The following is a 24041-nucleotide window of genomic DNA, read 5'->3' on the forward strand; positions in this document are numbered from 1 at the left end:
CTAGGACTTTTGTCCCAGCCTCATTTTTTTATCGATAATAGTAATGGAAAAGACGTTTCTTGGAGACAGAAAAATGATAAATCATCAGATTTTAGTGCTAAATCATGTGAAAAAGAAGAAAGAAAGGATAAAAAAGAAGCCTGGCTTGACAGGCTTTCTTAGGATCGCGTATACTAGTAGTACAAAAATGAGATGATAGACAGGAGTGCCAACATGAAGCCCAATCTTCAAGATTATCCGAAATTTTATCGTTGGCTAACCCTGCCTTTTACGAGAAAGCCACATCGTGTGCAGGTTCTTCAAAGGATGAATCGAATCCTGACTTTCGTGATGCCAGGCATCTACGGCCTGGTCTTTTGTTGGCTGTTTTTAAAGAAAACTTCAATGGGAGAAATCTGGCCTTTTATCTGGATCCCTGCTTCGGGTTTTGTCTTGTTTAGCCTCTTTCGTCATTGGGTCAATGTTCCAAGACCTTATGAAAAATGGGAGATTCAACCCTTATTAGAAAAGAATTCATCTGGTCATTCCTTTCCTAGCCGACATGTATTTTCGGCGACCATTATCTCCATGTGTGTCTGTCAGTTGTCGCTTTCTCTAGGAATGTGCTCCATGCTCCTATCTCTTCTATTAGCCCTTGTCCGAGTTATTGGAGGGGTTCATTATCCCAAGGATGTTCTCGTCGCTTGGGGGCTGGGACTCGTTTGGGGAGGACTCTTTTTGCTGGTTTGAATGAACAAATTGCTGAAAATTGACCTTTGTCTAAGAGCGAGGGATAGTGTATACTGGAAAGTGGACTTAGAATAGGAGAGAAGATGAAGTACAGAAAAGCAGAAAAAGCAGATCTGGATCAGGTGGTTCGAGTAGCCAGTACAGCCTTTGAGGACTATCTATTTTTAAAAGTTATCAAGGATTTGGTTCGGGATCCCAAGCAATACCCAGCCTTTGTTGAGGCAATGATGCGCATCTTGGTGAAGGTTTTTCTTAAGCACCATATTTGCCTTGTGGCAGAAAAAAACGATGAAATTTATGCGGTAGCCTTGTTGCAAAAGGGACCGATTCCTTTTCGGGCCTATCTCTTAAATGGGGGATTTGGTTTGCTCAAGTTTATTTCCTTGAAAAATATGTTGGCCTACTTTAAATTTATGGAGGACACGGATAAGGAATTGGAGCAAAATGTAGACTTTGATTGGTATTTGATGCTTCTCGCAGTCGCCCCTAAACACCAACGGCAGGGCTATGGCAGTCGCTTTATGACAGAAGGAATTGAGCCTTTCTTGGAAGAGATCCAAGGAAAAAAACTAGCCTTTTATACCAATACCAAAGGAAATGTCTATTTTTACACGAAAAATGGTTACAAGGAAGTCTATTCAAGTGAGATTAGCTTTAACCAAGTAGAGATGGGTAGTTGGTATTTCTTGAAGGAACTAAAAAAACACTAAGGATACAACCTTAGTGTTTTTTCATTGTAGCTGTGAATCTGCTTGAACACTGAATTTTTCAAAGAAAGCAGTTCGTTCTTCTATGATGGCATCCGTCGGATGTTTGATATTCCGTAAGAGCTCAACAAGGTCCGGCGTGACTTCACGGAGCAGTTGCCCTAAAGACCAGATAGCCGTTGCAATATGAATCTGATTTTGTGAAGTTTCGATGATGTTCAGGAGCTTAGGAATGGCCGAGCGGTCATTGGCATTGGCTAGTGCGATAATGGCATTGCGCTGGAGGATATTTTTGCCTCGCCAGCTTCCAGCAACGTTCCCGAATTTTTCCTTAAATTGACCGTTGGACAGTTCGATAAAGGGAATCAACTCTGGATGAGCCAGATCAGGATCGATTTCTGTTGCCAAGGGATTATCTAGCCCTTTGTTATAAGGGCAGCTAATCTGACAGATGTCACATCCATAGATGACCGTTTTAATTTTCTTGCGAAATTCTAGGTCCATCATGCCCTTGTCTTGGGTTTGGAAGGACAAACAACGCTTGGCATTCATAGAGCCATCTCCGATTAAACAGGAGGTTGGGCAAGCATCTAAACAACGCCGACAGTCTCCACAACCATAGTCGACTGGCTGATCCGGTTCGATTTCGAGGTTGGTAATCAATTCGCCCAGAAACATGTAAGAACCGTATTCTTTTGAAATGACCAAGCCATTTTTTCCGATAAAGCCAATCCCTGCTCGTTGGGCGACAGCCGTATCAACCAATGCTCCAGTATCGACCATGCCCTTGTATTCAAAATCCTGCGTCATTTCTTCAATCCCAGTAGCTAAGCGGTTGAGCTTGTCTTGAAGGACATAATGGTAGTCTAACCCCCAGCTGTTTGGAGTGAATTTTCCTCTTTTATAGGCTGTTTTTTGAGGTTGTTGCTTGAGTTTGTGGGGGTAGGCGACAGCGATTGAGATGATGGTCTTTGCGGAGGAGAGACTTAATTTGGGTTGGATGCGCTCTTCAATATTCTTATGCTCGAATCCAGAATTCCGTCCTTCCTCAACGGCCAAGCGGAGCGATTTTTCCAAATAAGCAAAGTCATCAGCAGTTGTAAATCCAATTTTTGAAATCCCAATAGAATGCGCCAGTTGGATAATATTTTCTTTTAGTGTCATCCCTTTCATTATACACAAAAATGAAGTTTTTGGCGAGAGAGGAAAATAATGGGAAGGGCTTTCAAAAACTTTCTTTTTTTTGTATAATAGAAACATGAAATGCGAGGAGGATATTATGGGACAACCATTATTTTTACATTCAGTCATGCAGGAAAAAATTTGGGGAGGAACTCGTCTGAAAGAAGAATTTGGTTACGAAATTCCGAGCGACCATGTCGGTGAATTTTGGGCGATTTCAGCCCATCCACATGGTGTTTCTAAAGTAGCCAATGGTCCATACGAAGGAATGGGATTGGATCAGCTCTATCAAGAGCACCGGGAATTATTCAGTAATCGTAAAGAGCCTGTCTTTCCTTTATTAACAAAGATTTTGGATGCCAACGATTGGCTCAGTGTACAGGTGCACCCAGATGATACCTATGCAATGGAACATGAAGGAGAACTTGGAAAAACTGAGTGTTGGTATGTGATTGCGGCTGATGAAGGATCTGAGATTATCTATGGACACAATGCCAAGTCAAAAGAAGAACTCCGTCAGCAAATTGAGGACAAGAACTGGGATGCTTTGCTGACAAAGGTTCCAGTCAAGGCTGGAGATTTCTTCTATGTGCCAAGCGGGACCATGCACGCCATTGGTTCTGGAATTTTGATTCTTGAAACCCAACAGTCGAGTGACACCACCTACCGGGTTTATGATTTTGACCGCAAGGATGCTCAAGGAAACTTGCGGGAGCTTCACTTGGAAAAATCGATTGATGTGTTAAACATCGGTGAGCCGGCAAATAGTCATCCAGATACAGTTGTTGTCGATGATCTTCGAATGACCACCTTGGTTGCAAGTGACTTCTTCACCGTTTATAAGTGGGAACTGACTGGAAAAGCTGATTTTGAAAAGACTGCTGATTACAGCTTGTTAAGCGTCTTAGCCGGAGAAGGAAAATTGACGGTAGATGGAAAGGATTATCCTATTCGAAAAGGAAGTCACTTTATCTTACCGAGCGATGTTGAATCTTGGACTTTGGAAGGGCAAGGTTTAGAATTGATCGTGAGTCATCCATAAAAAAGAAAGGGTTTGAGTTAAAAGTTGTGAAACAACTCAAGCCTTTTTTATCTGAAAACTTTTTTTATGTTAAGCCTTGACTCTGACCTAAGGGGAGGGGTTATACTATCCTTGTAATACTCTTCGAAAATCAAATTCAAACCACGTCAGCGTCGCCTTACCGTATATATGTTACTGACTTCGTCAGTTCTATCTACAACCTCAAAGCAGTGCTTTGAGCAACCTGCGGCTAGCTTCCTAGTTTGCTCTTTGATTTTCATTGAGTACAAGGAGGAAATCATGTACCATATCAAAGAAGCTGCAGAGCTGTCGGGTGTCTCTGTCAAGACCTTGCACCACTATGACAAGATAGGACTTCTCGTTCCTGTGAAATCTGAAAATGGTTATCGGACATACAGTCAAGAAGATTTAGAACGATTACAGGTGATTCTCTACTACAAGTATCTAGGATTTTCCTTAGACCAAATAGCAGAACTCTTAGCTGAAGAAAAAGCTAACTTATTGCCCCATTTGACCAAACAGTTGGACTATTTGACTCAAGAAAGACAACGTCTGGATACCTTGATTTCTACCTTGCAAAAAACCATTCAAGAACAAAAAGGAGAAAGAAAAATGACCATTGAGGAAAAATTCACTGGATTTAGCTATCAAGATACTCAAAAATACCAGCAAGAGGCGGTAGAGAAGTACGGTCAAGAAGTCATGGACCAAGCGCTTGAGCGCCAAAAGGGGCGTGAAGATGAGGCTACGGAAGCCTTCAACCAAGTTTTTCAAACTTTGGCGCAAAATCTCAAAGATGGTCTATCCGTATCCGCAAATGAAAATCAAAATCAGGCAGCTAAACTTTTAGAAGCAATTCGAACGTATGGATTTGACTGCTCTATAGAGGTTTTTGGCCATATCGGCAAAGGCTATGTCTATAACCCAGAATTCAAGGAAAACATCGACAAGTTTGGAGCTGGCACAGCCCAGTACACTTCGGATGTCATTGCCCACTATGTGGCACATCAACCCAAATAAAAAAGAGAGAGTGGGACAGAAATCGGTAATTCGTTAGAATTCGATTTCGTCGTCCCACCTCCGCACAGTTGAGTAGGGCTGTAAAAGCTGATGAAATCAGCGCAGTAGAGCCCACTCAACCACTGCGTCTTGCTCAACAATCCAAAAATAATTGAGAGGCTAGGATTTTTGTCCCTAGCCTCGTTTTTTGCTTGGATCAATTTGAAAAGAAGCTGGCTGATCTAAGAGAGGTTGGATAAATGAACACAATGAAAACTTTACGAAGATTTCACAATTTCAGTTGACAGTCTTGAAAAAAAAGAGTAGAATAACCCCAGTTTTATGAAAAAGAGGCAGGGAATTCCCGGCCTCATGATCTTTTTTCAAGGAGTTTTTTATGTTTTCAACATTGAAAAAATGGTTTATTGGCCGTCCGTTGAAATCTGGTGCAGAAGGTGAAGGCGGATTGCTAGGGAAAATGCAGGCTTTGGCCATGCTCTCTAGTGACGCACTTTCTTCTATTGCCTATGGTCCAGAGCAAGTTATCTTGGTCTTGATGACCGTATCAGCAGGAGCTATTTGGTGGTCCATTCCGATTGGGATTGTGGTCCTGGTTCTCCTAGCCAGTTTAACGATTTCTTATCGCCAGGTCATTCATGCCTACCCTCAAGGGGGAGGGGCCTACATGGTGACTACGGAGAACTTGTCTCCCAAAGCGGGTTTGATCGCTGGTGGTAGTCTCTTGGTTGACTACATGCTGACAGTAGCAGTATCTGTGTCTTCCGGTGCAGATGCCATCACGTCAGCGATTCCATCTCTTCATCCTTATAATCTTCACATTTCCATTTTGTTGGTCTTGATTTTGATGCTGATGAACCTTCGGGGGCTACGCGAATCAGCGACATCGTTGATGATTCCGGTCTACCTTTTCATTGTCAGTACCATTGCCTTGATCGGCTATGGCGTGATCCAAATCTTGACGGGTCACTTGGCCTATAACGCAACTGCTCATGTGGGTCAAACCATTTCAGGGGTTAGTGTCATTCTCTTATTGCGGGCCTTTACGAGTGGATCCGCTTCCCTAACAGGGGTTGAAGCCATCTCCAATTCGGTTCCTTTCTTTAAGAAACCAAAAGCAAAGAATGCAGCCTCTACCTTGACCATCATGGCTTTGATTTTGGGGATTATGTTTGCAGGGATTACCTTCCTCAATTACTGGGTGGGTGTCGTACCAGCAAAAGGGGTAACAACTCTAGCTCAAATGGCCCAAGCTATCTTAGGAAATTCTCCGGTCGGACAAGCCTTCTTCTACGTTTTCCAATTATCAACAGCCTTGATCCTGGCAGTAGCGGCGAATACTGGGTTCTCAGCCTTTCCAATGTTGGCCTTTAACATGGCTAAAAACAAATACATGCCACATATGTATATGGAAAAAGGGGATCGTCTGGGCTATTCCAATGGGATTTTGACCTTGGCGATTGGTGCCATCGTCTTGCTCTTGATCTTTGATGGGCAAACAGAAAGTTTGATTCCGCTTTATACCATTGGGGTCTTCATTCCTTTTGCCCTTTCTCAAACAGGGATGGTGATCCACTGGAAACGCCAATATCAAAAAGGATTTCTCAAGTATTCACTTGCCAATATCCTCGGGGCAGCCATCTGTTATGGGATTGTCTTGATCCTCTTGTTGTTCCGTCTGCGTGAAATCTGGCCCTTCTTCCCTATTATTGGTCTTTTGCTTTGGATGTTCTTAAGTATCCGCAATCACTATGATAAAGTTGCGGCTCAATTGCGCTTGGGAGGTAAGATCGAAAAGACAAGTTATGCGGGCAATACCGTGATCGTCCTTGTCGGGAATGTCACTCAGGTAAGTGTGGGAGCTATGAGTTATGCAAATAGCCTAGGAAACGATGTTATAGCTATGCACGTCTCAACGGAAGAAACCAAGGTCAAAGATGCAGAGGTGGCAGAAGAATTTAAGCACTATTTCCCTCATATTCGCTTTGAAAATGTCATGACGAGCTACCGGGATATTATTCAACCAACAGTTGAATTTGTCTCTAAAGTAGCTGAGGAAGCTAAGGAAAAAGGGAATACTGTCACAGTCTTAGTCCCTCAATTCATCCCTAAAAAACATTGGCAAAATATTCTCCATAACCAAATGAGTTTGAAATTGAAGTACTCTCTTCGTTGGCATGAAGAAGTGGTTGTGGCAAGCTATTCTTACCATTTGTCTGAATAAACACCGTATATAGAAAAGATGTCTGCTTGAGCAGGCATCTTTTTGGATTTTCTTACACGAAAAAACCACTCGAAAGTCTTGTAAGATACAGCCTTGATCTTGAAAAAATGTTAAAAAAATGCTAGAATAAAAAGAACATTTTAGATTTTGAAAAAATCAAAGTAAGGAAAAAAATGGCAAATTTAGTAAAAACAATTATTGAAAATGATCGAGGCGAAATCAAACGCCTTGAAAAAATGGCTGACAAGGTCTTTTCTTATGAAGACCAAATGGCAGCTTTGTCGGATGACGAATTAAAAGCGAAAACAGTTGAGTTTAAGCAACGCTATCAAGATGGTGAGTCTTTGGATGATCTCTTGTACGAGGCTTTTGCAGTTGTTCGTGAAGCTGCAAAACGGGTCCTTGGTTTGTTCCCATACAAGGTTCAGGTCATGGGGGGAATCGTCCTTCACCATGGTGACGTTCCAGAGATGCGTACAGGGGAAGGAAAAACCCTGACAGCAACCATGCCTGTATACTTGAATGCCTTGTCTGGTAAAGGGGTACACGTTGTTACCGTCAATGAATACTTGACCGAGCGGGATGCAACAGAGATGGGAGAACTTTACTCATGGCTTGGCCTTTCAGTAGGGATCAACCTTGCAGCAAAATCTCCAGCTGAGAAAAAAGAAGCTTACCTCTGTGATATCACTTACTCAACCAACTCAGAGATTGGTTTTGACTACTTGCGTGACAACATGGTTGTGCGTGCAGAAAACATGGTTCAACGTCCATTGAACTACGCCTTGGTCGATGAGGTAGACTCGATTTTGATTGATGAAGCTCGTACTCCGTTGATCGTTTCTGGTCAGACAGCTTCTGATACGAGCCAGCTCTATCACATGGCGGATGCTTATGTGAAGACCTTGACAGAGGACGATTACATTATCGATGTCCCATCTAAAACCATCGGTTTGTCTGATTCAGGGATTGATAAGGCAGAAAGCTACTTTAATCTTGAAAACTTGTACGATATTGAAAACGTAGCCCTGACCCACTTTATCGATAATGCCCTTCGTGCCAACTACATCATGATTTTGGATATCGACTATGTGGTCAGCGAAGATCAAGAAATCTTGATCGTCGACCAATTTACTGGTCGGACCATGGAAGGTCGTCGTTATTCTGATGGGCTTCACCAAGCGATCGAAGCTAAAGAAGGTGTTCCAGTTCAAGAAGAAACCAAAACATCTGCATCGATTACTTACCAAAACCTCTTCCGTATGTATAAGAAGTTGTCAGGGATGACAGGGACAGGGAAAACTGAAGAAGAAGAATTCCGTGAAATCTACAACATTCGCGTGATTCCAATTCCAACTAACCGTCCGATTGCCCGTATTGACCATCCAGACCTTCTCTACCCAAGCTTGAAATCAAAATTCAAGGCTGTTGTTGAAGATGTCAAGTCTCGTCATGAAAAAGGTCAACCAGTCCTAGTAGGTACCGTTGCCGTTGAAACCAGTGATTACCTTTCTCAATTGTTGGTTCAAGCAGGTGTCCCTCACGAAGTTTTGAATGCGAAAAATCACTACAAAGAAGCGCAAATCATCATGAACGCTGGTCAACGTGGTGCTGTTACTATCGCGACCAATATGGCCGGACGTGGTACCGATATCAAGCTTGGTGAAGGTGTTCGCGAACTCGGTGGACTATGTGTTATCGGGACAGAACGTCACGAAAGCCGTCGGATCGATAACCAGCTTCGTGGACGTTCAGGACGTCAAGGGGATCCAGGTGAATCTCAATTCTACTTGTCTCTTGAAGATGAATTGATGCGCCGTTTCGGTTCTGAACGGATCAAAGCAGTGCTTGATCGCTTCAAGTTGAGCGAAGAAGAATCAGTAATCCGTTCAAACATGTTCACCCGTCAGGTAGAGGGTGCTCAAAAACGGGTTGAAGGAAACAACTACGATACCCGTAAACAAGTCCTTCAATACGATGACGTGATGCGGGAACAACGGGAAATTATCTACGCTGAACGCTATGATGTCATCACAGCTAATCGTGACTTGGCGCCTGAAATCAAGGCCATGATCAAACGGACCATCAAACGGATTGTTGAAGGAGCCAGCCACTCAAGTAAGGAAGAACGCGTTGAAGCGATTCTGAACTTTGCCAAATACAATTTGGTTCCGGAAGATACGATTTCTGCAAGCGATATTGAAGGAAAATCTGACAAGGAAGTTATCGATTACTTGTATGCACGTGCAGAAGAAATCTATGCTAGCCAAGTAGCGAAATTGCGTGACGAAGAGTCTGTGCAAGAATTCCAAAAAGTCTTGATCCTTCGCGTGGTGGACAGCAAGTGGACGGACCATATCGATGCTTTGGATCAATTGCGAAATGCGGTTGGACTCCGTGGGTATGCGCAAAACAACCCAGTGGTAGAATACCAATCAGAAAGTTTCCGTATGTTTAACGATATGATCGGATCGATTGAATTTGATGTGACTCGTCTCATGATGAAAGCCCAAATTCACGAACAAGAACGTCCACGTACGGAACACAGTATTTCAACAACTGCGACGCGCAACATTGCAGCGCAACAACAAGATATTCCAGCAGATATTGACTTGTCACAAGTGAAACGCAACGATTTGTGCCCTTGTGGTTCAGGCAAGAAATTCAAAAACTGTCACGGACGTAAATTTTAAGAGCTCCTCTGAAATAGAAAGAGGATGGGTCTAGGTAGCATAAGGAGGCCGTATGGTATTCATTACGAAGAGCAATAAGATTGATGAGCAAGAGATCACTTCGCTTTACCGCTTGGAAGGTCCAGCCTTGGAGCGCAAAGAAGCGCGTGATCGAGAATTGGAAGCTATTATCAAAGGAGAAGACCAACGGATCCTTCTTGTGATCGGACCTTGCTCTTCTGATAATGAAGAAGCTGTGATGGACTATGCCCGTCGTTTGGCAGACTTGCAAGAGCAAGTGAAAGATCAGATTTTCATTGTGATGCGGGTCTATACGGCTAAGCCTCGGACCAACGGGGATGGCTATAAAGGCTTGATGCACCAACCAGATACACATGCAGCACCAAGCTTTGTGGACGGTTTGAAAGCGGTCCGACATCTCCACTACCGTGTGATTACAGAAACTGGTTTGACAACTGCGGATGAGTTGCTTTATCCAGCAAGTCTTCCGTATGTTGAGGATTTGATTTCTTATCATGCCATTGGAGCGCGTTCAGTTGAAGACCAGGAGCACCGCTTTGTATCTAGTGGGATCTCTGCTCCGACAGGCATGAAGAATCCAACCTCTGGAAATCTGTCTGTTATGTTCAATGCGATTTATGCAGCCCAACATCCCCAAAACTTTTTGTTCAATGCCCAAGCAGTGGAAACATCAGGAAATCCTTTAGCTCATGCGATCCTTCGTGGAGGCTTGGATGCGAGTGGTAAGAATGTTCCAAACTACCATTATGAAGATTTGCTAGCGGCAGCAAAACGCTATAGCGAAATGGGCTTGCAACATCCCTTCATCCTGGTGGATACCAACCATGACAATTCTGGCAAACAATTCGAAGAGCAAGTACGCATCGTGAGAGAAACCATGATGAACCGTGCTTGGAACAAGGATTTGGCAACTTTAGTTCGTGGTTTCATGATTGAATCCTATCTAGAAGATGGCCGTCAAAATGAACCAGTGGTTTATGGTCAATCCATCACAGATCCTTGCCTGGGTTGGGAAAAAACACAGGCCTTGGTCAAAGAAATTGCAACGATGAATAAGTAAAAGGCAGGGGCGGAAGGAGTGATTCTTTAGCCCCTTCTCTTTTGTCAGTAAAACGATACTGAAACGATAAATAAGGATAAAACAAGATGATCAAAGGACATGGCATCGATATCGAATCGATCGCTGCGATTGAAAAAGCCTATCAGAAGAATACTCGATTCGCTGAAAAAGTCTTAACCGAGGCTGAGCGAGAGCGTTTTGAGGAATTGTCTGGAAAACGGAAGATGGAATATTTAACGGGCCGATGGTCCGCCAAAGAAGCCTTTTCAAAGGCAATGGGAACAGGGATTGGACCAGTTGGTTTTCAAGATTTAGAAATTTTAAATGATGCCCACGGAGCTCCCTATTTTTCCAAGTCTCCTTTTTCTGGGAAGGTATGGATTTCGATCAGTCACAAGGGAGACCTAGTGTCGACCAGTGTCATTTTGGAGGAAGAAAATGAAAGCAAGTAAACATAGACCAACTGTTGCAAGAGTCGATTTGGATGCCATTGCCTTTAATGTGCAACAAGTTAGTGAGCATATTCCGAGTCAAGCCTTGAAATATGCAGTCGTCAAGGCCAACGCCTATGGTCATGGGGTTGTTGCGGTGACCAAAAAATTGGCACCTCAGGTAGATGGTTTTTGTGTTTCCAATATGGATGAAGCCCTTGAAATTCGTGAAGAAGGCTTGCAACACCCTATTTTAATTTTGGGAGTTGTGCCAAGTGAAACAGTGAATCTAGCCAAAGTGCATGACATCCGCTTAACAGTGGCGAGTCTTGCTTGGTTGGACCAATTGCTTGGACAAGAAGCAGATCTTTCAGGATTGAAGGTCCATATCAAGGTGGATTCTGGAATGGGGCGGATTGGATTTCGTAGAATCGAAGAGATCAAAGAAGCTGAACGCCTTCTCTTAGCAGCTGGAGCTGAAATTGAAGGAATCTTTACTCATTTTGCGACAGCAGATGAGGCAGATGATCGAAAATTCCAAGCGCAATACCAGTTTTTCAAAGAAGTATTGGCTGCCCTTGAAACCCTTCCTCCCATTGTCCATGCGAGTAATTCTGCCACCTCTTTGTGGCATGCGGATACGATTTTCACAGCTGTGCGCTTGGGAGATGTCATGTATGGCTTGAATCCCAGTGGATCTGTGTTAGCCTTGCCTTATGAAATCAAGCCAGCTTTGAGTTTGGTGAGCGAATTAGTTCATGTGAAACAGTTAGAAGCTGGTCAAGATATTGGTTACGGGGCAACCTATACGACAGAAGAACCCCAATGGATCGGGACGATTCCTATAGGCTATGCGGATGGCTGGATCCGAGAGATGCAAAATTTCCATGTACTGATCAAGGGTGAGTTTTGTCCCATTGTAGGCCGAGTTTCGATGGACCAGATTACTGTTCGCCTTCTAGAAGAATTGCCTCTGGGGACCAAGGTTACCCTGATTGGACGAGAGGGCGAGAAAGAAATCACGGCGACAGAGGTTGCGGACTACCGTGGGACCATTAATTATGAAGTGGTCTGTCTCTTGAGTGATCGGATTCCTCGTGACTATACAGGTGAAGAATAAGAAGAAGCAGGTGGGATTTTCCCGGATGGACCTGCTTTTTTATAAAAGAAAGGAGGAGAAATGAATCTACACCAACCCTTATCTGTACTGCCTGGAGTCGGTCCAAAATCGGCGGAAAAATTTAAAAAGTTAGGGATTGAAACCTTAGAAGATCTGCTCTTGTATTTCCCTTTTCGCTATGAAGACTTCAAAACGCGCAATGTTTTAGAGTTGGAAGATGGGGAAAAAGCCGTCATCTCTGGGGTGGTAGCAACACCAGCCAATGTCCAATATTATGGCTACAAACGAAATCGCTTGCGTTTTTCAATCAAACAGGGAGACCAGGTCATTGCGGTTAATTTTTTCAACCAACCCTATCTAGCAGACAAAATTGAGGTTCAACAGACAGTGGCGATTTTTGGGAAATGGGACAAGGCCAAGGGGAGTTTGACAGGAATGAAGCTCCTGGCTCAAGTGGAAGATGATTTGCAGCCGGTCTATCGAGTGACGCAAGGAGTGAGCCAAAACAGTCTGGTGAAATTGATCAAAATAGCGTTCGACCAGGGCTTGGACCAGCTTTTAGAAGAGAATGTCCCCCAAATCTTACGAGATCGTTATCAACTAATGTCTCGTTCCCAAGCAGTGCAAGCTATGCATTTTCCTAAGGATCTGGCAGAGTACAAGCAAGCTCTTCGCCGGGTAAAATTTGAAGAGCTCCTCTTTTTCCAGCTGCAACTCCAAGTGCTAAAAGAAGAAAACCACGATGCCAGCCAAGGGATTTCCTTGGCCTGGAATCCAGAAAAATTAGCAGAACGAAAAAAACAGCTTCCTTTTGAGCTAACGAAAGCTCAAGAAAACAGCTTGAATGAAATCTTGACAGATATGGCTTCTCCTTATCATATGAACCGCTTGCTTCAAGGGGATGTGGGAAGTGGGAAGACAGTCGTGGCCGGTCTTGCCATGTATGTAGCTTTAAGCGCTGGGAAGCAAGCAGCCTTGATGGTTCCAACGGAGATTTTGGCAGAGCAGCACAAGGAAAGCTTGCAAAATCTTTTTCCGGACTTACCAATTGCCCTTCTAACAGGAGGGTTAAAGGCGGCTGAGAAACGAGAAGTCTTAGAAGAGATCGCCTCAGGAACAGCTCAACTGATTGTGGGGACACATGCCTTGATTCAAGAGGGAGTTCACTACCAAGATCTTGGCTTGGTCATTATTGATGAGCAACACCGTTTTGGGGTTTCCCAACGTCGTATTCTTCGAGAAAAAGGACAAAATCCAGACGTCCTGATGATGACGGCTACCCCTATTCCCCGGACCTTGGCTATTACAGCCTTTGGAGATATGGATGTGTCCATCATTGATCAGATGCCTGCGGGACGCAAGGAAATCATCACACGTTGGGTCAAGCATGAGCAGTTAGAAGTGGTCCTCGACTGGTTAGTCAAAGAACTTGGCAAAGGTTCTCAAGCCTACTTTATTTCTCCATTGATTGAGGAGTCAGAGGCGCTAGATTTGAAAAATGCCCTTGCCCTCCAAGAAGAGCTAGAGGCCTTCTTTGGGCAGCGAGCACGCGTTTCTCTTCTTCACGGGAAGATGAAAAGTGAAGAAAAAGATGCTATCATGCAGGCTTTTAAAGAGCACCAAGTCGATGTTTTGGTGTCTACGACCGTTATTGAAGTAGGAGTCAATGTACCCAATGCAACCGTTATGGTCATTATGGATGCAGATCGGTTTGGTCTTAGCCAACTGCACCAACTTCGAGGTCGGGTTAGTCGGGGAAGCAAGCAATCCTATGCTATTCTAGTAGCCAATCCTAAGACAGATAGTGGCAAGCAGCGCATGAAAATCATGACAGAGACGACCAATGGGTTTGTGCTAGCGGAAGAAGATTTGAAAATGCGAGGTTCGGGTGAAATCTTTGGAACCCGTCAATCTGGGATCCCAGAATTTCAAGTGGCGGATTTGGTAGAAGATTATCCCATTCTGGAAGAAGCAAGGAAAGTTGCTAGCCAGATCGTAGCTACACCAAATTGGCGCGAACACCCAGATTGGCATCTGCTCTCGCTTTATTTAGAAAAGAAAGAACATTTAGACTAGAGTATAAAAAGGGAGTAGAGTGGAAATTCTTCGGTTTCCACTCTACTCCCTTTAAGATTGTATTTTACGGGCTTTGTATCTTATTAAATGAACACGGGCTGCGGATTGTGTCAAAAAGATGAATCCTCCTAGAATCTTTTGGATTCTTCGTCGTATTCCCTATTTTGACTGTATCCGCTACGCCCTTTGTATCTTATTTTACCCTTCGATATAGTCTTTGAGTTCTTGTCCTTTTAGGCCGGCATTGAGGGCGATGAGGAGTTTGATGCGCGCTTTGGGTGCATTTAATTCTTTGATGAAAAAGACACCTGCTTGATGGAGTTGGACGCCTCCTCCTTCATATGCGTAGACGGGTTCAGCGATTCCATTGAAGCAACGGGATACTAAAGCGATTGGAAGGCCTGCATCCATAAACTCTTGGAGTTTATGGGCAGTTTCTTTAGGGATGTTTCCAGCTCCAAAGGCTTCGATAATGAGGCCGTCGAGCTTTGAAAGATCCAGCATGTCCAGCAGATCGGTTTTCATCCCTGCGTAGGTAGCAATGATCGGAACGAAACCATCGATGGTTTCGAGATCAAAGCGCACCCTTGGCTCAGCAGTTTTAAAGAAGAGGATTTCCTTTTTCATGACCAACCCCAGAGGACCGTGGGTTGGTGTCTGAAAGGTACTGACATTGGTGGTATGAGTTTTGGTGACGTACTTAGCCGCATGAATTTCATCGTTCATGACGACTAAGACGCCTTTATCGCGTGCTTTTGGATCGGCAGCTACTCGAAGGGCTGTCAGAAAATTGTAGACGCCATCGCTTCCGAGCTCGTTGGAGCTTCGCATAGCTCCTGTAATGACCACAGCGATCTCTGGCAACTCCATGGTATCCAAGAAATAAGCCGTTTCTTCCAGCGTATCGGTCCCGTGGGTAATAACGATGCCGTCGTAGTTGTGGGCTTCCTCTTTGATTTTTTGATATAGAGCTAACATGTGACGGGGGGTCATTTGAGGGCTGGGAAGGTTGAAGAAGTCCTCCGAGGTGACTGCAATCCCTTCAATTGGTGAAGTGACTTGGGTCATGGGATTGACTTCGTTGGTAATCACTGCCCCAGAGTCATCTGCTGCCATCGAAATGGTCCCACCGGTATGTAGTGCTAAAATTTTCTTAAACATGTGAAGCTCCTTGGAATATGTGATATAATTTATTTTATCATAAAAAGAAAGAAACAGTAGACATGGAAATAAAAGCAGTCTTTTTTGATATCGATGGAACCTTGGTTAATGATAGTCGAGCGGTCCTAAAGTCAACAGAAAAAGCCATTCAGTCTTTAAAGGAAGAAGGGATCTATGTAGGCCTTGCGACAGGGCGGGGACCGGCCTTTGTCAAACCGTTTATGGAACGCTATGGTTTTGATTTTGCAGTGACCTATAATGGTCAGTATATTTTGACCAAGGACCGTGTGCTGTTTACCAGCCCAATCGATAAAAAGAGTCTGCACCAACTAATTGACTATGCTCGAGAACACCGTAAGGAAATTGCTCTCGGTACCAAGGATGGGGTATTTGGTTCTCGGATCATGAGTTTTGGGATGAGTCCTATTTCAACCTGGTCCAGTCGCTTTGTGCCCCGCAAAATGGCCCGTACCGTCAGTCGAGGATTTAACAAAGTGGTCAGCAAGGTCGTCCCACAAGATCAGGATACCCTCTATGCACTAGCGCAAGAACCAATCTACCAAGTGTTGATCTTATCGAGTCCAGAGGAGACTGCAAAAATTGAAAAAGAGTTTCCGGATCTGAAATTCACACGGTCTAGTCCTTTTGCAGCAGACGTCCTCAACCCAGGCATTTCCAAACTAGAAGGGATCCGCATCGTTGGTCAGGAATTTGGCTTTGACATCGATGAAGTGATGGCTTTTGGAGATTCGGATAATGACTTAGAGATGCTGTCAGGTGTTGGCTTGTCTATTGCGATGGGAAATGGAACGACCAGTGTCAAGGCAATTGCCAAGCATACCACGACTAGTAATGGCAAGGATGGCATCCAAAAGGCCCTGCAACACTTTGGTATTCTCTCAGAGAAAGAACTCTTTCTTTCTAAGGATGATCACTTCAATAAGGTCAAAACCTTCCATGGTGTGATGGATGGAGAAACCCAGGAGAAACCAGTTGTTTGGCAACCTCAAGACGCCCTTTATCGAACCATGTTCAAGCAAGAGGAGTTGGTAGAATTTGTCCGAGCAGCTAGCACAAGTGAGGAAGAATTTGACCGCTCGGTAGCAGCTCTTCACCAAGCCTTGGATAAGGCTGCAGATAAGGTTCGGAGCAAGCATCCAGCTGAGATCTCCATGGTAGGGCAGGTTGATGCCTTGATTGATACTCTCTATTTGACTTATGGTAGCTTTGTACTAATGGGGGTCGATCCTGAAGAGGTCTTTGAGATTGTTCACCGGGCCAATATGGGCAAGATTTTCCCAGATGGAAAGGCGCACTTTGATCCAGTAACCCACAAAATTCTGAAGCCAGATGATTGGGAAGAAAAATACGCCCCAGAACCAGCCATCAAAAAAGAACTCGATCGCCAGCTCAAGGCCTACGAAAAACATGCAAAACAAAAAGAAGCAAAAAAAGACAACTAAAAAAGGTTTGGAACAAAGGTTCCAAACCTTTTTTAGAATGTAGACAAACTATTTTTTACTAAGATAAGTAAAGTGTTCCACAAAGAAGTCGAAATATGTTCTTATTTTTAAAATTTATAAAAAATATTGAAAAACTTTCCGCCGTGAGAAAAGTGCTAGAAACACTATTGTTTCTAGCACTCGGGAGTTTTGAGACCTTAGGCTCAAAACTTAGTCATGGAACTTTGAAGAAGGTCGCTGACGTCCGTACTCACCTAAGGAAAGTTTCCAATATAACTTTTTCTTTACTACATGGTTTTATCCTTATCACGTACCACTAGTAAGTCTACTTTGGCGTGGCGAAGGATATATTCTGAGGAGGATCCGACCATTAACCGTTCGAAGGCATTGAGTCCGGTAGCCCCGACCATAATAAGGTCAACCCCTTCCTTACTTGGGATATCATTGGCTAAGAGGACTTTTGGATTTCCCATTTCTACAACAGTCACAACATTTTGAACGCCGACTTTTTCAGCACGTTCCTTGTAGCCTTTGAGCAATTCATTTGCTTCTTCTTGCAATTCTTCGTAGACCTCAGCATCAAAAGTTGAGACGCTTTGAAGGGCACGAGTATCGATGACGTGGGCAATCGTCAATTTAGAGCCGTTGCGAAGAGAAACGTTAACCCCTTTTTCAAAGGCTAATTCTGCTTCATGAGAACCGTCGACAGCGACCATAATGTTTTCGTATTTTTGAGACATAATCCTACCTCCTTATAGCTTGAAAACATGGATAGAATAGAAGGGAATCCTATTCTTTATACACTTATATTTTATCTCTTTTGAGCTAGAATGTAAAGGTAAAGTCTCGCTTTTCTGCTATATTTTTGCAGAATTTTTAAAGTCCTCGGTTTGTACTCTATTTGAACTAGTGGTATAATAGAGATAATTTCGTGAATCGAGGCAGAATATGAAGGAATATAATAAATCAAGCAAACTCGAACATGTCGCTTACGATATTCGTGGTCCAGTCTTGGAAGAAGCGATGCGCATGCGAGCAAATGGAGAAAAAATTCTACGTTTGAATACAGGGAATCCTGCTGAATTTGGCTTTACAGCTCCAGATGAAGTTATCCATGATTTGATCATGAATGCGCGTGATAGTGAAGGCTATTCAGACTCAAAAGGGATCTTTTCAGCCCGCAAAGCCATCATGCAGTACTGCCAGTTGAAAAAAATTCCAAATGTGGATATTGATGATATTTACCTTGGAAATGGAGTGAGTGAGCTGATCGTCATGTCCATGCAAGGACTGCTCGACAACGGGGATGAGGTCTTGGTTCCCATGCCGGACTATCCTCTTTGGACAGCAGCCGTCAGCCTAGCTGGTGGGAATGCGGTTCACTATCTTTGTGATGAAGAAGCAAACTGGTATCCAGATATTGAAGATATCAAGTCGAAAATCACCTCAAACACTAAGGCTATCGTTGTCATCAACCCGAATAACCCAACAGGTGCCCTCTATCCAGATGAGATCCTGCTTGAGATTGTAGAGATCGCTCGTCAAAATAACTTGATCATCTTTGCGGATGAAATTTACGATCGCTTGGTCATGGATGGTGAAAAACACACGGCTATCGCAAGTTTAGCGCCTGATCTCTTCTGTGTGAGTATGAATGGCTTGTCAAAATCTCACCGGATTGCCGGTTTCCGTGTTGGTTGGATGGTTCTGTCCGGACCAAAGCATCACGTGAAGGGCTATATCGAAGGCTTGAACATGTTGTCCAATATGCGTCTTTGTTCAAATGTCTTGTCTCAACATGTTGTGCAAACCTCTCTTGGAGGCTACCAATCCGTGGATGAACTTTTACTTCCAGGTGGTCGAATTTATGAACAACGGAACTTTATCTACAAAGCCATCAATGATATTCCAGGCCTCTCAGCTGTTAAGCCAAAGGCTGGTCTCTATATCTTCCCTAAGATTGATCGGGACATGTACCGCGTGGATGATGACGAGCAATTTGTTTTAGAGTTCTTGAAGCAAGAAAAAATTCTCTTGGTTCATGGCCGTGGCTTTAACTGGAAAGATCCAGATCACTTCCGGATCGTTTACCTTCCACGTGTCGATGAGTTAGCTCAAATTCAAGAAAAAATGACTCGTTTCTTGAAGCAATACAAACGTTAATTAGATAAAGGATTGAAGAGGAAAGTCTTCAATCTTTTTTTTGATTCATTTTATAAAATCCATGTCATCGAAACGACATTTTTCTGAATTGCGCATAATTGTAGAAAAAATAAATAATTTTCAGATAATTTGTTTGAAATTCCCACACTTATATGATATACTTGAGCTGACTATATGCGAGGTTTATTATGGCAAACTTATTAGAAAAGACACGTAAAATTACATCCATCTTGAAACGGACTGATGAACAGTTGCAGTTCGAGATGCCTTATAATGATATTGCCCAGCAATTAGCGGATATTATCCACTGTAATGCCTGTATCATTAATAGCAAGGGAACCCTTCTTGGTTATTTCATGCGTTACAAGACCAACAATGACCGGGTAGAAGCTTTCTTTCAAAATAAAAAATTACCAGAAGATTATGCCAAGGCAGCTAGTTTAGTCTACGATACAGAAGCTAATTTAGATGTGGACCATGATTTGAGTATCTTTCCGGTCGAAACCAAGTCTGAATTTCCTGATGGCTTGACCACCATTGCGCCTATTCATGTTTCTGGGATTCGGTTGGGTTCCTTGATCATTTGGCGCAATGATAAACAGTTTGCGGATGATGATTTGATCTTGGTTGAGATTGCGAGTACCGTGGTAGGAATTCAAATGTTGAACTACCAACGCGAGGAAGACGAGAAGAATATTCGTCGTCGGACAGCGGTGAATATGGCTGTCAATACCTTGTCTTACTCGGAGTTGCGGGCTGTTTCTGCCATCCTTAGTGAATTGAAAGGAAATGAGGGACAGTTGACTGCTTCTATCATCGCGGATCGGATTGGCATTACTCGCTCTGTGATTGTCAATGCACTCCGGAAATTGGAGTCAGCTGGTATTATTGAAAGCCGTTCTCTTGGAATGAAGGGAACCTATCTCAAAGTGTTGATTCCAGATATCTTTGAGGAAATTAAGAAAAGAGATTACTAATGACTAAAGCTTTGATTTCAATTGACTACACTGTCGATTTCGTAGCAGATGATGGTAAGCTTACAGCAGGTGCTCCTGCACAAGCTATTTCTGAGACTATTGCTCAGGTGACTCAGTTGGCCTTTGACCAAGGAGCCTATGTCTTTTTTGCCATTGATGCGCATGATGTAGAAGATCCATTTCATCCTGAAAGCAAGCTCTTCCCACCTCATAATATCATTGGGACCAGCGGACGTGATTTGTACGGCCCTTTGGCAGATTTTTATCAGGAGCATAAAACGGATACACGCGTCTTTTGGATGGATAAACGTCATTATTCTGCTTTTTCAGGAACGGACCTAGATATCCGCCTGCGGGAACGCCATGTAGATACCGTTATTTTGACAGGTGTCTTGACTGATATCTGTGTCCTTCATACAGCGGTTGATGCCTACAATCTCGGCTACCAGATCGAAGTCGTAGAACCTGCAGTGGCGGCGCTCACTCCTGAAAATCACCAGTTTGCCTTGAATCATTTCAAGCATGTCTTAGGGGCAAGCTTGGTAGATAAAACTTTAAGTAAAAAAAATAAAGAGTATGGAATTAGTTGAGTACAGTTCTCAATTAGTCTCATCTCTTTTTCTTATTTTAATGCAACATGAAAAGCTAAAATTATGGTAAAATAGAGGGTATTGAAAAATCATCATTTCACGAAAGGAAGCAAGATGAAAATTACGCAAGAAGAGGTAACCCACGTTGCCAATCTTTCAAAATTGAAATTCTCTCCAGAAGAGACAGCTGAATTTGCGACAACCTTGTCTAAAATTGTCGACATGGTGGAATTGTTGGAAGAAGTGGACACAACCGGTGTTGCTCCAACAACGACCATGGCGGATCGCAAGACCGTATTGCGTCCGGATATCGCTGAAAAAGGGACGGACCGTGACCGCTTGTTTAAAAATGTACCTGAAAAAGATAACTACTACATCAAGGTACCAGCTATCCTAGAAGATGGAGGAGATGCCTAATGTCATTCAACCATAAAACCATTGAAGAGTTGCACGACCTCCTTGTCTCTAAGGAAATTTCAGCAACGGAATTGACACAAGCGACGCTTGATGATATCAAGGCGCGTGAAGAAGCAGTCAATGCCTTTGTAACGGTGGCCGAAGAAGCTGCCCTTGCGCAAGCTAAGGCCATTGATGAAAAAGGAATCGATGCAGACAACCTCTTGTCAGGGATTCCGCTCGCAGTCAAAGACAATATCTCAACAGATGGCATCTTGACCACTGCAGCATCAAAAATGCTCTATAACTACGAGCCAATCTTTGATGCGACAGCTGTTGCCAATGCCAAAGCAAAAGATATGATTGTCATCGGGAAGACCAACATGGATGAATTTGCCATGGGTGGATCTGGTGAGACTTCTTACTATGGACCAACCAAGAATGCTTGGGACCACAGCAAGGTGCCTGGTGGATCTTCTAGTGGTTCAGCAGCTTCTGTCGCTTCAGGTCAAGTCCGTTTGTCCCTTGGTTCAGATACAGGTGGTTCTATCCGCCAGCCAGCTGCTTTTAACGGGATTGTTGGTCTCAAACCTACTTATGGAACAGTTTCCCGTTTTGGTCTCATTGCTTTTGGTAGCTCACTCGACCAAATTGGACCTTTCGCTCCAACCGTTAAAGAAAATGCCCAATTGCTCAATGTTATTGCCAGTGAAGATGCTAAAGATTCAACTTCAGCGCCAGTGCGCGTAGCAGACTATACTTCTAAGATTGGTCAAGACATTAAAGGCATGAAGATTGCCCTTCCGAAGGAATACCTTGGGGAAGGGATCGACCCAGAAGTCAAAGAAACCATCCTTAATGCGGCCAAACACTTTGAAAAATTGGGAGCAACTGTCGAAGAAGTCAGCCTGCCTCATTCTAAATACGGGGTTGCCGTATACTACATCATCGCTTCATCTGAAGCATCTTCAAACTTGCAACGTTTCGACGGGATTCGCTATGGTTTCCGTGCGGAAGATGCTAAAAACTTAGATGACATCTATGTGAACACTCGTAGCCAAGGCTTTGGTGATGAGGTTAAACGCCGGATCATGCTGGGTACCTTTAGTCTGTCATCTGGTTACTACGATGCTTACTACAAGAAAGCTGGTCAAGTTCGTAGCCTTATTATCCAAGACTTCGAAAAAGTCTTTGCGGATTACGACCTCATCCTTGGTCCAACAGCTCCAAGTGTAGCCTTTGATTTGGATTCGCTCAACCATGATCCGGTTGCCATGTACTTGGCTGACCTCTTGACCATTCCAGTCAACTTGGCAGGTCTTCCAGGAATTTCGATTCCTGCAGGTTTTGCGCAAGGTCTTCCAGTTGGTTTGCAGTTGATTGGTCCTAAGTATTCTGAAGAAACTATCTACCAAGCTGCAGCTGCCTTTGAAGCTACGACGGATTACCACAAGCAACAACCCCTTATTTTCGGAGGTGACAATTAATGAACTTTGAAACAGTCATCGGACTTGAAGTCCACGTTGAATTGAATACAAACTCAAAAATTTTCTCACCAACCTCTGCTCACTTTGGGAACGAGCAAAATGCCAATACCAATGTGATCGACTGGTCTTTCCCAGGGGTGCTTCCTGTCTTGAACAAGGGTGTTGTGGATGCTGGTATCAAGGCTGCTTTGGCGCTGAATATGGATATCCATCAGCACATGCACTTTGACCGGAAGAACTATTTCTACCCTGATAATCCAAAGGCCTACCAAATTTCGCAATTTGACGAGCCAATCGGTTACAACGGTTGGATTGAAGTGCAATTGGAAGACGGCTCAACTAAGAAAATTGGGATTGAACGGGCCCACTTGGAAGAAGATGCTGGTAAGAACACGCACGGAACAGACGGTTTCTCTTATGTAGACCTTAACCGTCAAGGGGTTCCATTGATCGAAATCGTATCTGAAGCAGATATGCGTTCTCCAGAAGAAGCCTACGCCTATTTGACAGCTTTGAAAGAAGTCATCCAGTACACTGGTATTTCAGACGTCAAGATGGAAGAAGGGTCTATGCGGGTAGATGCCAACATTTCCCTTCGCCCATACGGCCAAGAGGAATTTGGTACCAAGACGGAGTTGAAAAACTTGAACTCTTTCTCAAACGTCCGTAAAGGTCTTGAATACGAAGTTGAGCGCCAAGCGAAAATCTTGCGTTCAGGTGGTGTCATTCGCCAAGAAACACGTCGTTATGATGAAGCTAACAAGAGCACGATTCTTATGCGTGTCAAAGAAGGAGCGGCGGATTACCGTTACTTCCCAGAACCAGATCTTCCCTTGTTTGAAATCTCAGATGAGTGGATTGAGGAAATGCGTACGGAGTTGCCAGAGTTTCCAAAAGACCGTCGTGCTCGCTACGTGGCAGAGCTTGGCTTGTCTGACTATGATGCCAACCAATTGACAGCGACGAAAGTCACTTCTGACTTCTTTGAAGCAGCTGTGGCCCTTGGTGGCGATGCCAAACAAGTCTCTAACTGGCTCCAAGGTGAAGTGGCTCAATTCTTGAACGCGGAAGGCAAGACGCTGGAAGAAATCCAATTGACACCAGAAAACTTGGTCGAAATGATTGCCATCATCGAAGATGGAACCATCTCATCTAAAATTGCCAAGAAAGTCTTCGTTCACTTGGCGAAAAACGGTGGCGGTGCGCGTGAATACGTCGAAAAAGCCGGATTGGTACAGATTTCAGACCCAGAAGTCTTGATCCCAATCATCCATCAAGTCTTTGCAGACAATGAAGCAGCCGTAGCTGACTTCAAGTCAGGGAAACGGAATGCGGACAAGGCTTTCACCGGCTTCCTCATGAAAGCAACCAAAGGTCAAGCCAACCCACAAGTAGCCCTCAAGTTACTTGCCCAAGAATTGGCGAAGTTGAAAGAAGAGTAATAGAGAAAAAAACCAGCCGAGAGGTTGGTTTTTACTATCCATAAAATTGTGTTAGAATAG

The 24041-nt window shown here is 43.7% G+C and carries 20 protein-coding genes; 17 read left to right on the forward strand and 3 right to left on the reverse strand.

Annotated elements, in window-relative coordinates; translation table 11 throughout:
- Positions 1-213: 213 nt before the first annotated feature.
- Positions 214-729 (forward strand): phosphatase PAP2 family protein, encoded by a 516-nt coding sequence (locus tag HMPREF2926_RS06290; protein ID WP_049483012.1) that lies wholly within the window; start codon positions 214-216, stop codon positions 727-729.
- Between the two features lie 83 nt (positions 730-812).
- A complete protein-coding gene (locus tag HMPREF2926_RS06295; protein WP_024054808.1) occupies positions 813-1439 on the forward strand; it encodes a GNAT family N-acetyltransferase in 627 nt (208 codons plus the stop codon).
- Between the two features lie 21 nt (positions 1440-1460).
- Here the strand turns inward: HMPREF2926_RS06295 and queG are convergent, their stop codons facing one another.
- The gene (gene queG, locus HMPREF2926_RS06300) at positions 1461-2600 is read right to left on the reverse strand and encodes a tRNA epoxyqueuosine(34) reductase QueG (protein WP_049522814.1); all 1140 of its coding nucleotides are present in this window, start codon (positions 2598-2600) and stop codon (positions 1461-1463) included.
- A 115-nt stretch (positions 2601-2715) separates the two neighbouring features.
- Between queG and manA the strand changes: the two genes are divergently transcribed.
- The 8 genes from manA (at position 2716) to recG (ending at position 14302) form a co-directional block, all read left to right on the forward strand.
- Positions 2716-3660: a mannose-6-phosphate isomerase, class I gene (manA, locus tag HMPREF2926_RS06305; RefSeq protein WP_049522813.1), complete on the forward strand. Its 945-nt coding sequence runs from the start codon at positions 2716-2718 to the stop codon at positions 3658-3660.
- 279 nt (positions 3661-3939) lie between these two features.
- Positions 3940-4680, forward strand: a complete 741-nt coding sequence (locus HMPREF2926_RS06310; RefSeq protein WP_049523116.1) for a MerR family transcriptional regulator — start codon at positions 3940-3942, stop codon at positions 4678-4680.
- A gap of 376 nt (positions 4681-5056) precedes the next feature.
- Positions 5057-6901 (forward strand): APC family permease, encoded by a 1845-nt coding sequence (locus tag HMPREF2926_RS06315; RefSeq protein ID WP_070586948.1) that lies wholly within the window; start codon positions 5057-5059, stop codon positions 6899-6901.
- Between the two features lie 173 nt (positions 6902-7074).
- The gene (gene secA, locus HMPREF2926_RS06320) at positions 7075-9594 is read left to right on the forward strand and encodes a preprotein translocase subunit SecA (RefSeq protein WP_070586949.1); all 2520 of its coding nucleotides are present in this window, start codon (positions 7075-7077) and stop codon (positions 9592-9594) included.
- A 52-nt stretch (positions 9595-9646) separates the two neighbouring features.
- Positions 9647-10675 (forward strand): 3-deoxy-7-phosphoheptulonate synthase, encoded by a 1029-nt coding sequence (locus HMPREF2926_RS06325; protein WP_049506486.1) that lies wholly within the window; start codon positions 9647-9649, stop codon positions 10673-10675.
- 86 nt (positions 10676-10761) lie between these two features.
- On the forward strand, positions 10762-11127 hold the full coding sequence (gene acpS / locus HMPREF2926_RS06330; RefSeq protein ID WP_003005615.1) for a holo-ACP synthase: 366 nt from the start codon (positions 10762-10764) through the stop codon (positions 11125-11127).
- The gene (gene alr / locus HMPREF2926_RS06335) at positions 11114-12226 is read left to right on the forward strand and encodes an alanine racemase (RefSeq protein ID WP_070586950.1); all 1113 of its coding nucleotides are present in this window, start codon (positions 11114-11116) and stop codon (positions 12224-12226) included. Before acpS ends, alr begins: the two co-directional genes overlap by 14 nt.
- 60 nt (positions 12227-12286) lie before the next feature.
- Entirely contained in the window at positions 12287-14302 is a 2016-nt protein-coding gene (recG, locus tag HMPREF2926_RS06340) for an ATP-dependent DNA helicase RecG (protein ID WP_070586952.1), read from the forward strand.
- Between the two features lie 198 nt (positions 14303-14500).
- Here recG and HMPREF2926_RS06345 read toward each other — a convergent pair whose 3' ends face one another.
- A complete protein-coding gene (locus HMPREF2926_RS06345; RefSeq protein WP_070586953.1) occupies positions 14501-15463 on the reverse strand; it encodes an asparaginase in 963 nt (320 codons plus the stop codon).
- 62 nt (positions 15464-15525) lie between these two features.
- On the opposite strand from HMPREF2926_RS06345, the gene HMPREF2926_RS06350 reads away from it, so the two are divergent.
- On the forward strand, positions 15526-16926 hold the full coding sequence (locus tag HMPREF2926_RS06350; protein WP_070586955.1) for a Cof-type HAD-IIB family hydrolase: 1401 nt from the start codon (positions 15526-15528) through the stop codon (positions 16924-16926).
- A gap of 287 nt (positions 16927-17213) precedes the next feature.
- Here HMPREF2926_RS06350 and HMPREF2926_RS06355 read toward each other — a convergent pair whose 3' ends face one another.
- Positions 17214-17666 (reverse strand): universal stress protein, encoded by a 453-nt coding sequence (locus HMPREF2926_RS06355; RefSeq protein WP_003008541.1) that lies wholly within the window; start codon positions 17664-17666, stop codon positions 17214-17216.
- Positions 17667-17874: 208 nt separating this feature from the next.
- On the opposite strand from HMPREF2926_RS06355, the gene HMPREF2926_RS06360 reads away from it, so the two are divergent.
- The 6 genes from HMPREF2926_RS06360 (at position 17875) to gatB (ending at position 23981) form a co-directional block, all read left to right on the forward strand.
- Complete coding sequence (locus HMPREF2926_RS06360; protein WP_021153766.1) at positions 17875-19089, forward strand: pyridoxal phosphate-dependent aminotransferase; 1215 nt, start codon at positions 17875-17877, stop codon at positions 19087-19089.
- Between the two features lie 188 nt (positions 19090-19277).
- Positions 19278-20066, forward strand: a complete 789-nt coding sequence (gene codY / locus HMPREF2926_RS06365; RefSeq protein ID WP_024054997.1) for a GTP-sensing pleiotropic transcriptional regulator CodY — start codon at positions 19278-19280, stop codon at positions 20064-20066.
- Positions 20066-20656 carry a cysteine hydrolase family protein gene (locus HMPREF2926_RS06370; protein WP_070586957.1) on the forward strand — a complete coding sequence of 197 codons (591 nt, stop codon included), beginning with the start codon at positions 20066-20068 and terminating at the stop codon, positions 20654-20656. The genes codY and HMPREF2926_RS06370 overlap by 1 nt, the downstream gene beginning before the upstream one ends.
- A 114-nt stretch (positions 20657-20770) precedes the next feature.
- A complete protein-coding gene (gene gatC / locus HMPREF2926_RS06375; RefSeq protein ID WP_070575453.1) occupies positions 20771-21073 on the forward strand; it encodes an Asp-tRNA(Asn)/Glu-tRNA(Gln) amidotransferase subunit GatC in 303 nt (100 codons plus the stop codon).
- On the forward strand, positions 21073-22539 hold the full coding sequence (gene gatA / locus HMPREF2926_RS06380; protein WP_070586959.1) for an Asp-tRNA(Asn)/Glu-tRNA(Gln) amidotransferase subunit GatA: 1467 nt from the start codon (positions 21073-21075) through the stop codon (positions 22537-22539). The genes gatC and gatA overlap by 1 nt, the downstream gene beginning before the upstream one ends.
- A complete protein-coding gene (gatB, locus tag HMPREF2926_RS06385; protein WP_003005611.1) occupies positions 22539-23981 on the forward strand; it encodes an Asp-tRNA(Asn)/Glu-tRNA(Gln) amidotransferase subunit GatB in 1443 nt (480 codons plus the stop codon). The genes gatA and gatB overlap by 1 nt, the downstream gene beginning before the upstream one ends.
- The last annotated feature ends 60 nt before the right edge of the window (positions 23982-24041 follow it).

This window comes from Streptococcus sp. HMSC078D09 (assembly GCF_001813675.1).
Lineage (GTDB): Bacteria > Bacillota > Bacilli > Lactobacillales > Streptococcaceae > Streptococcus.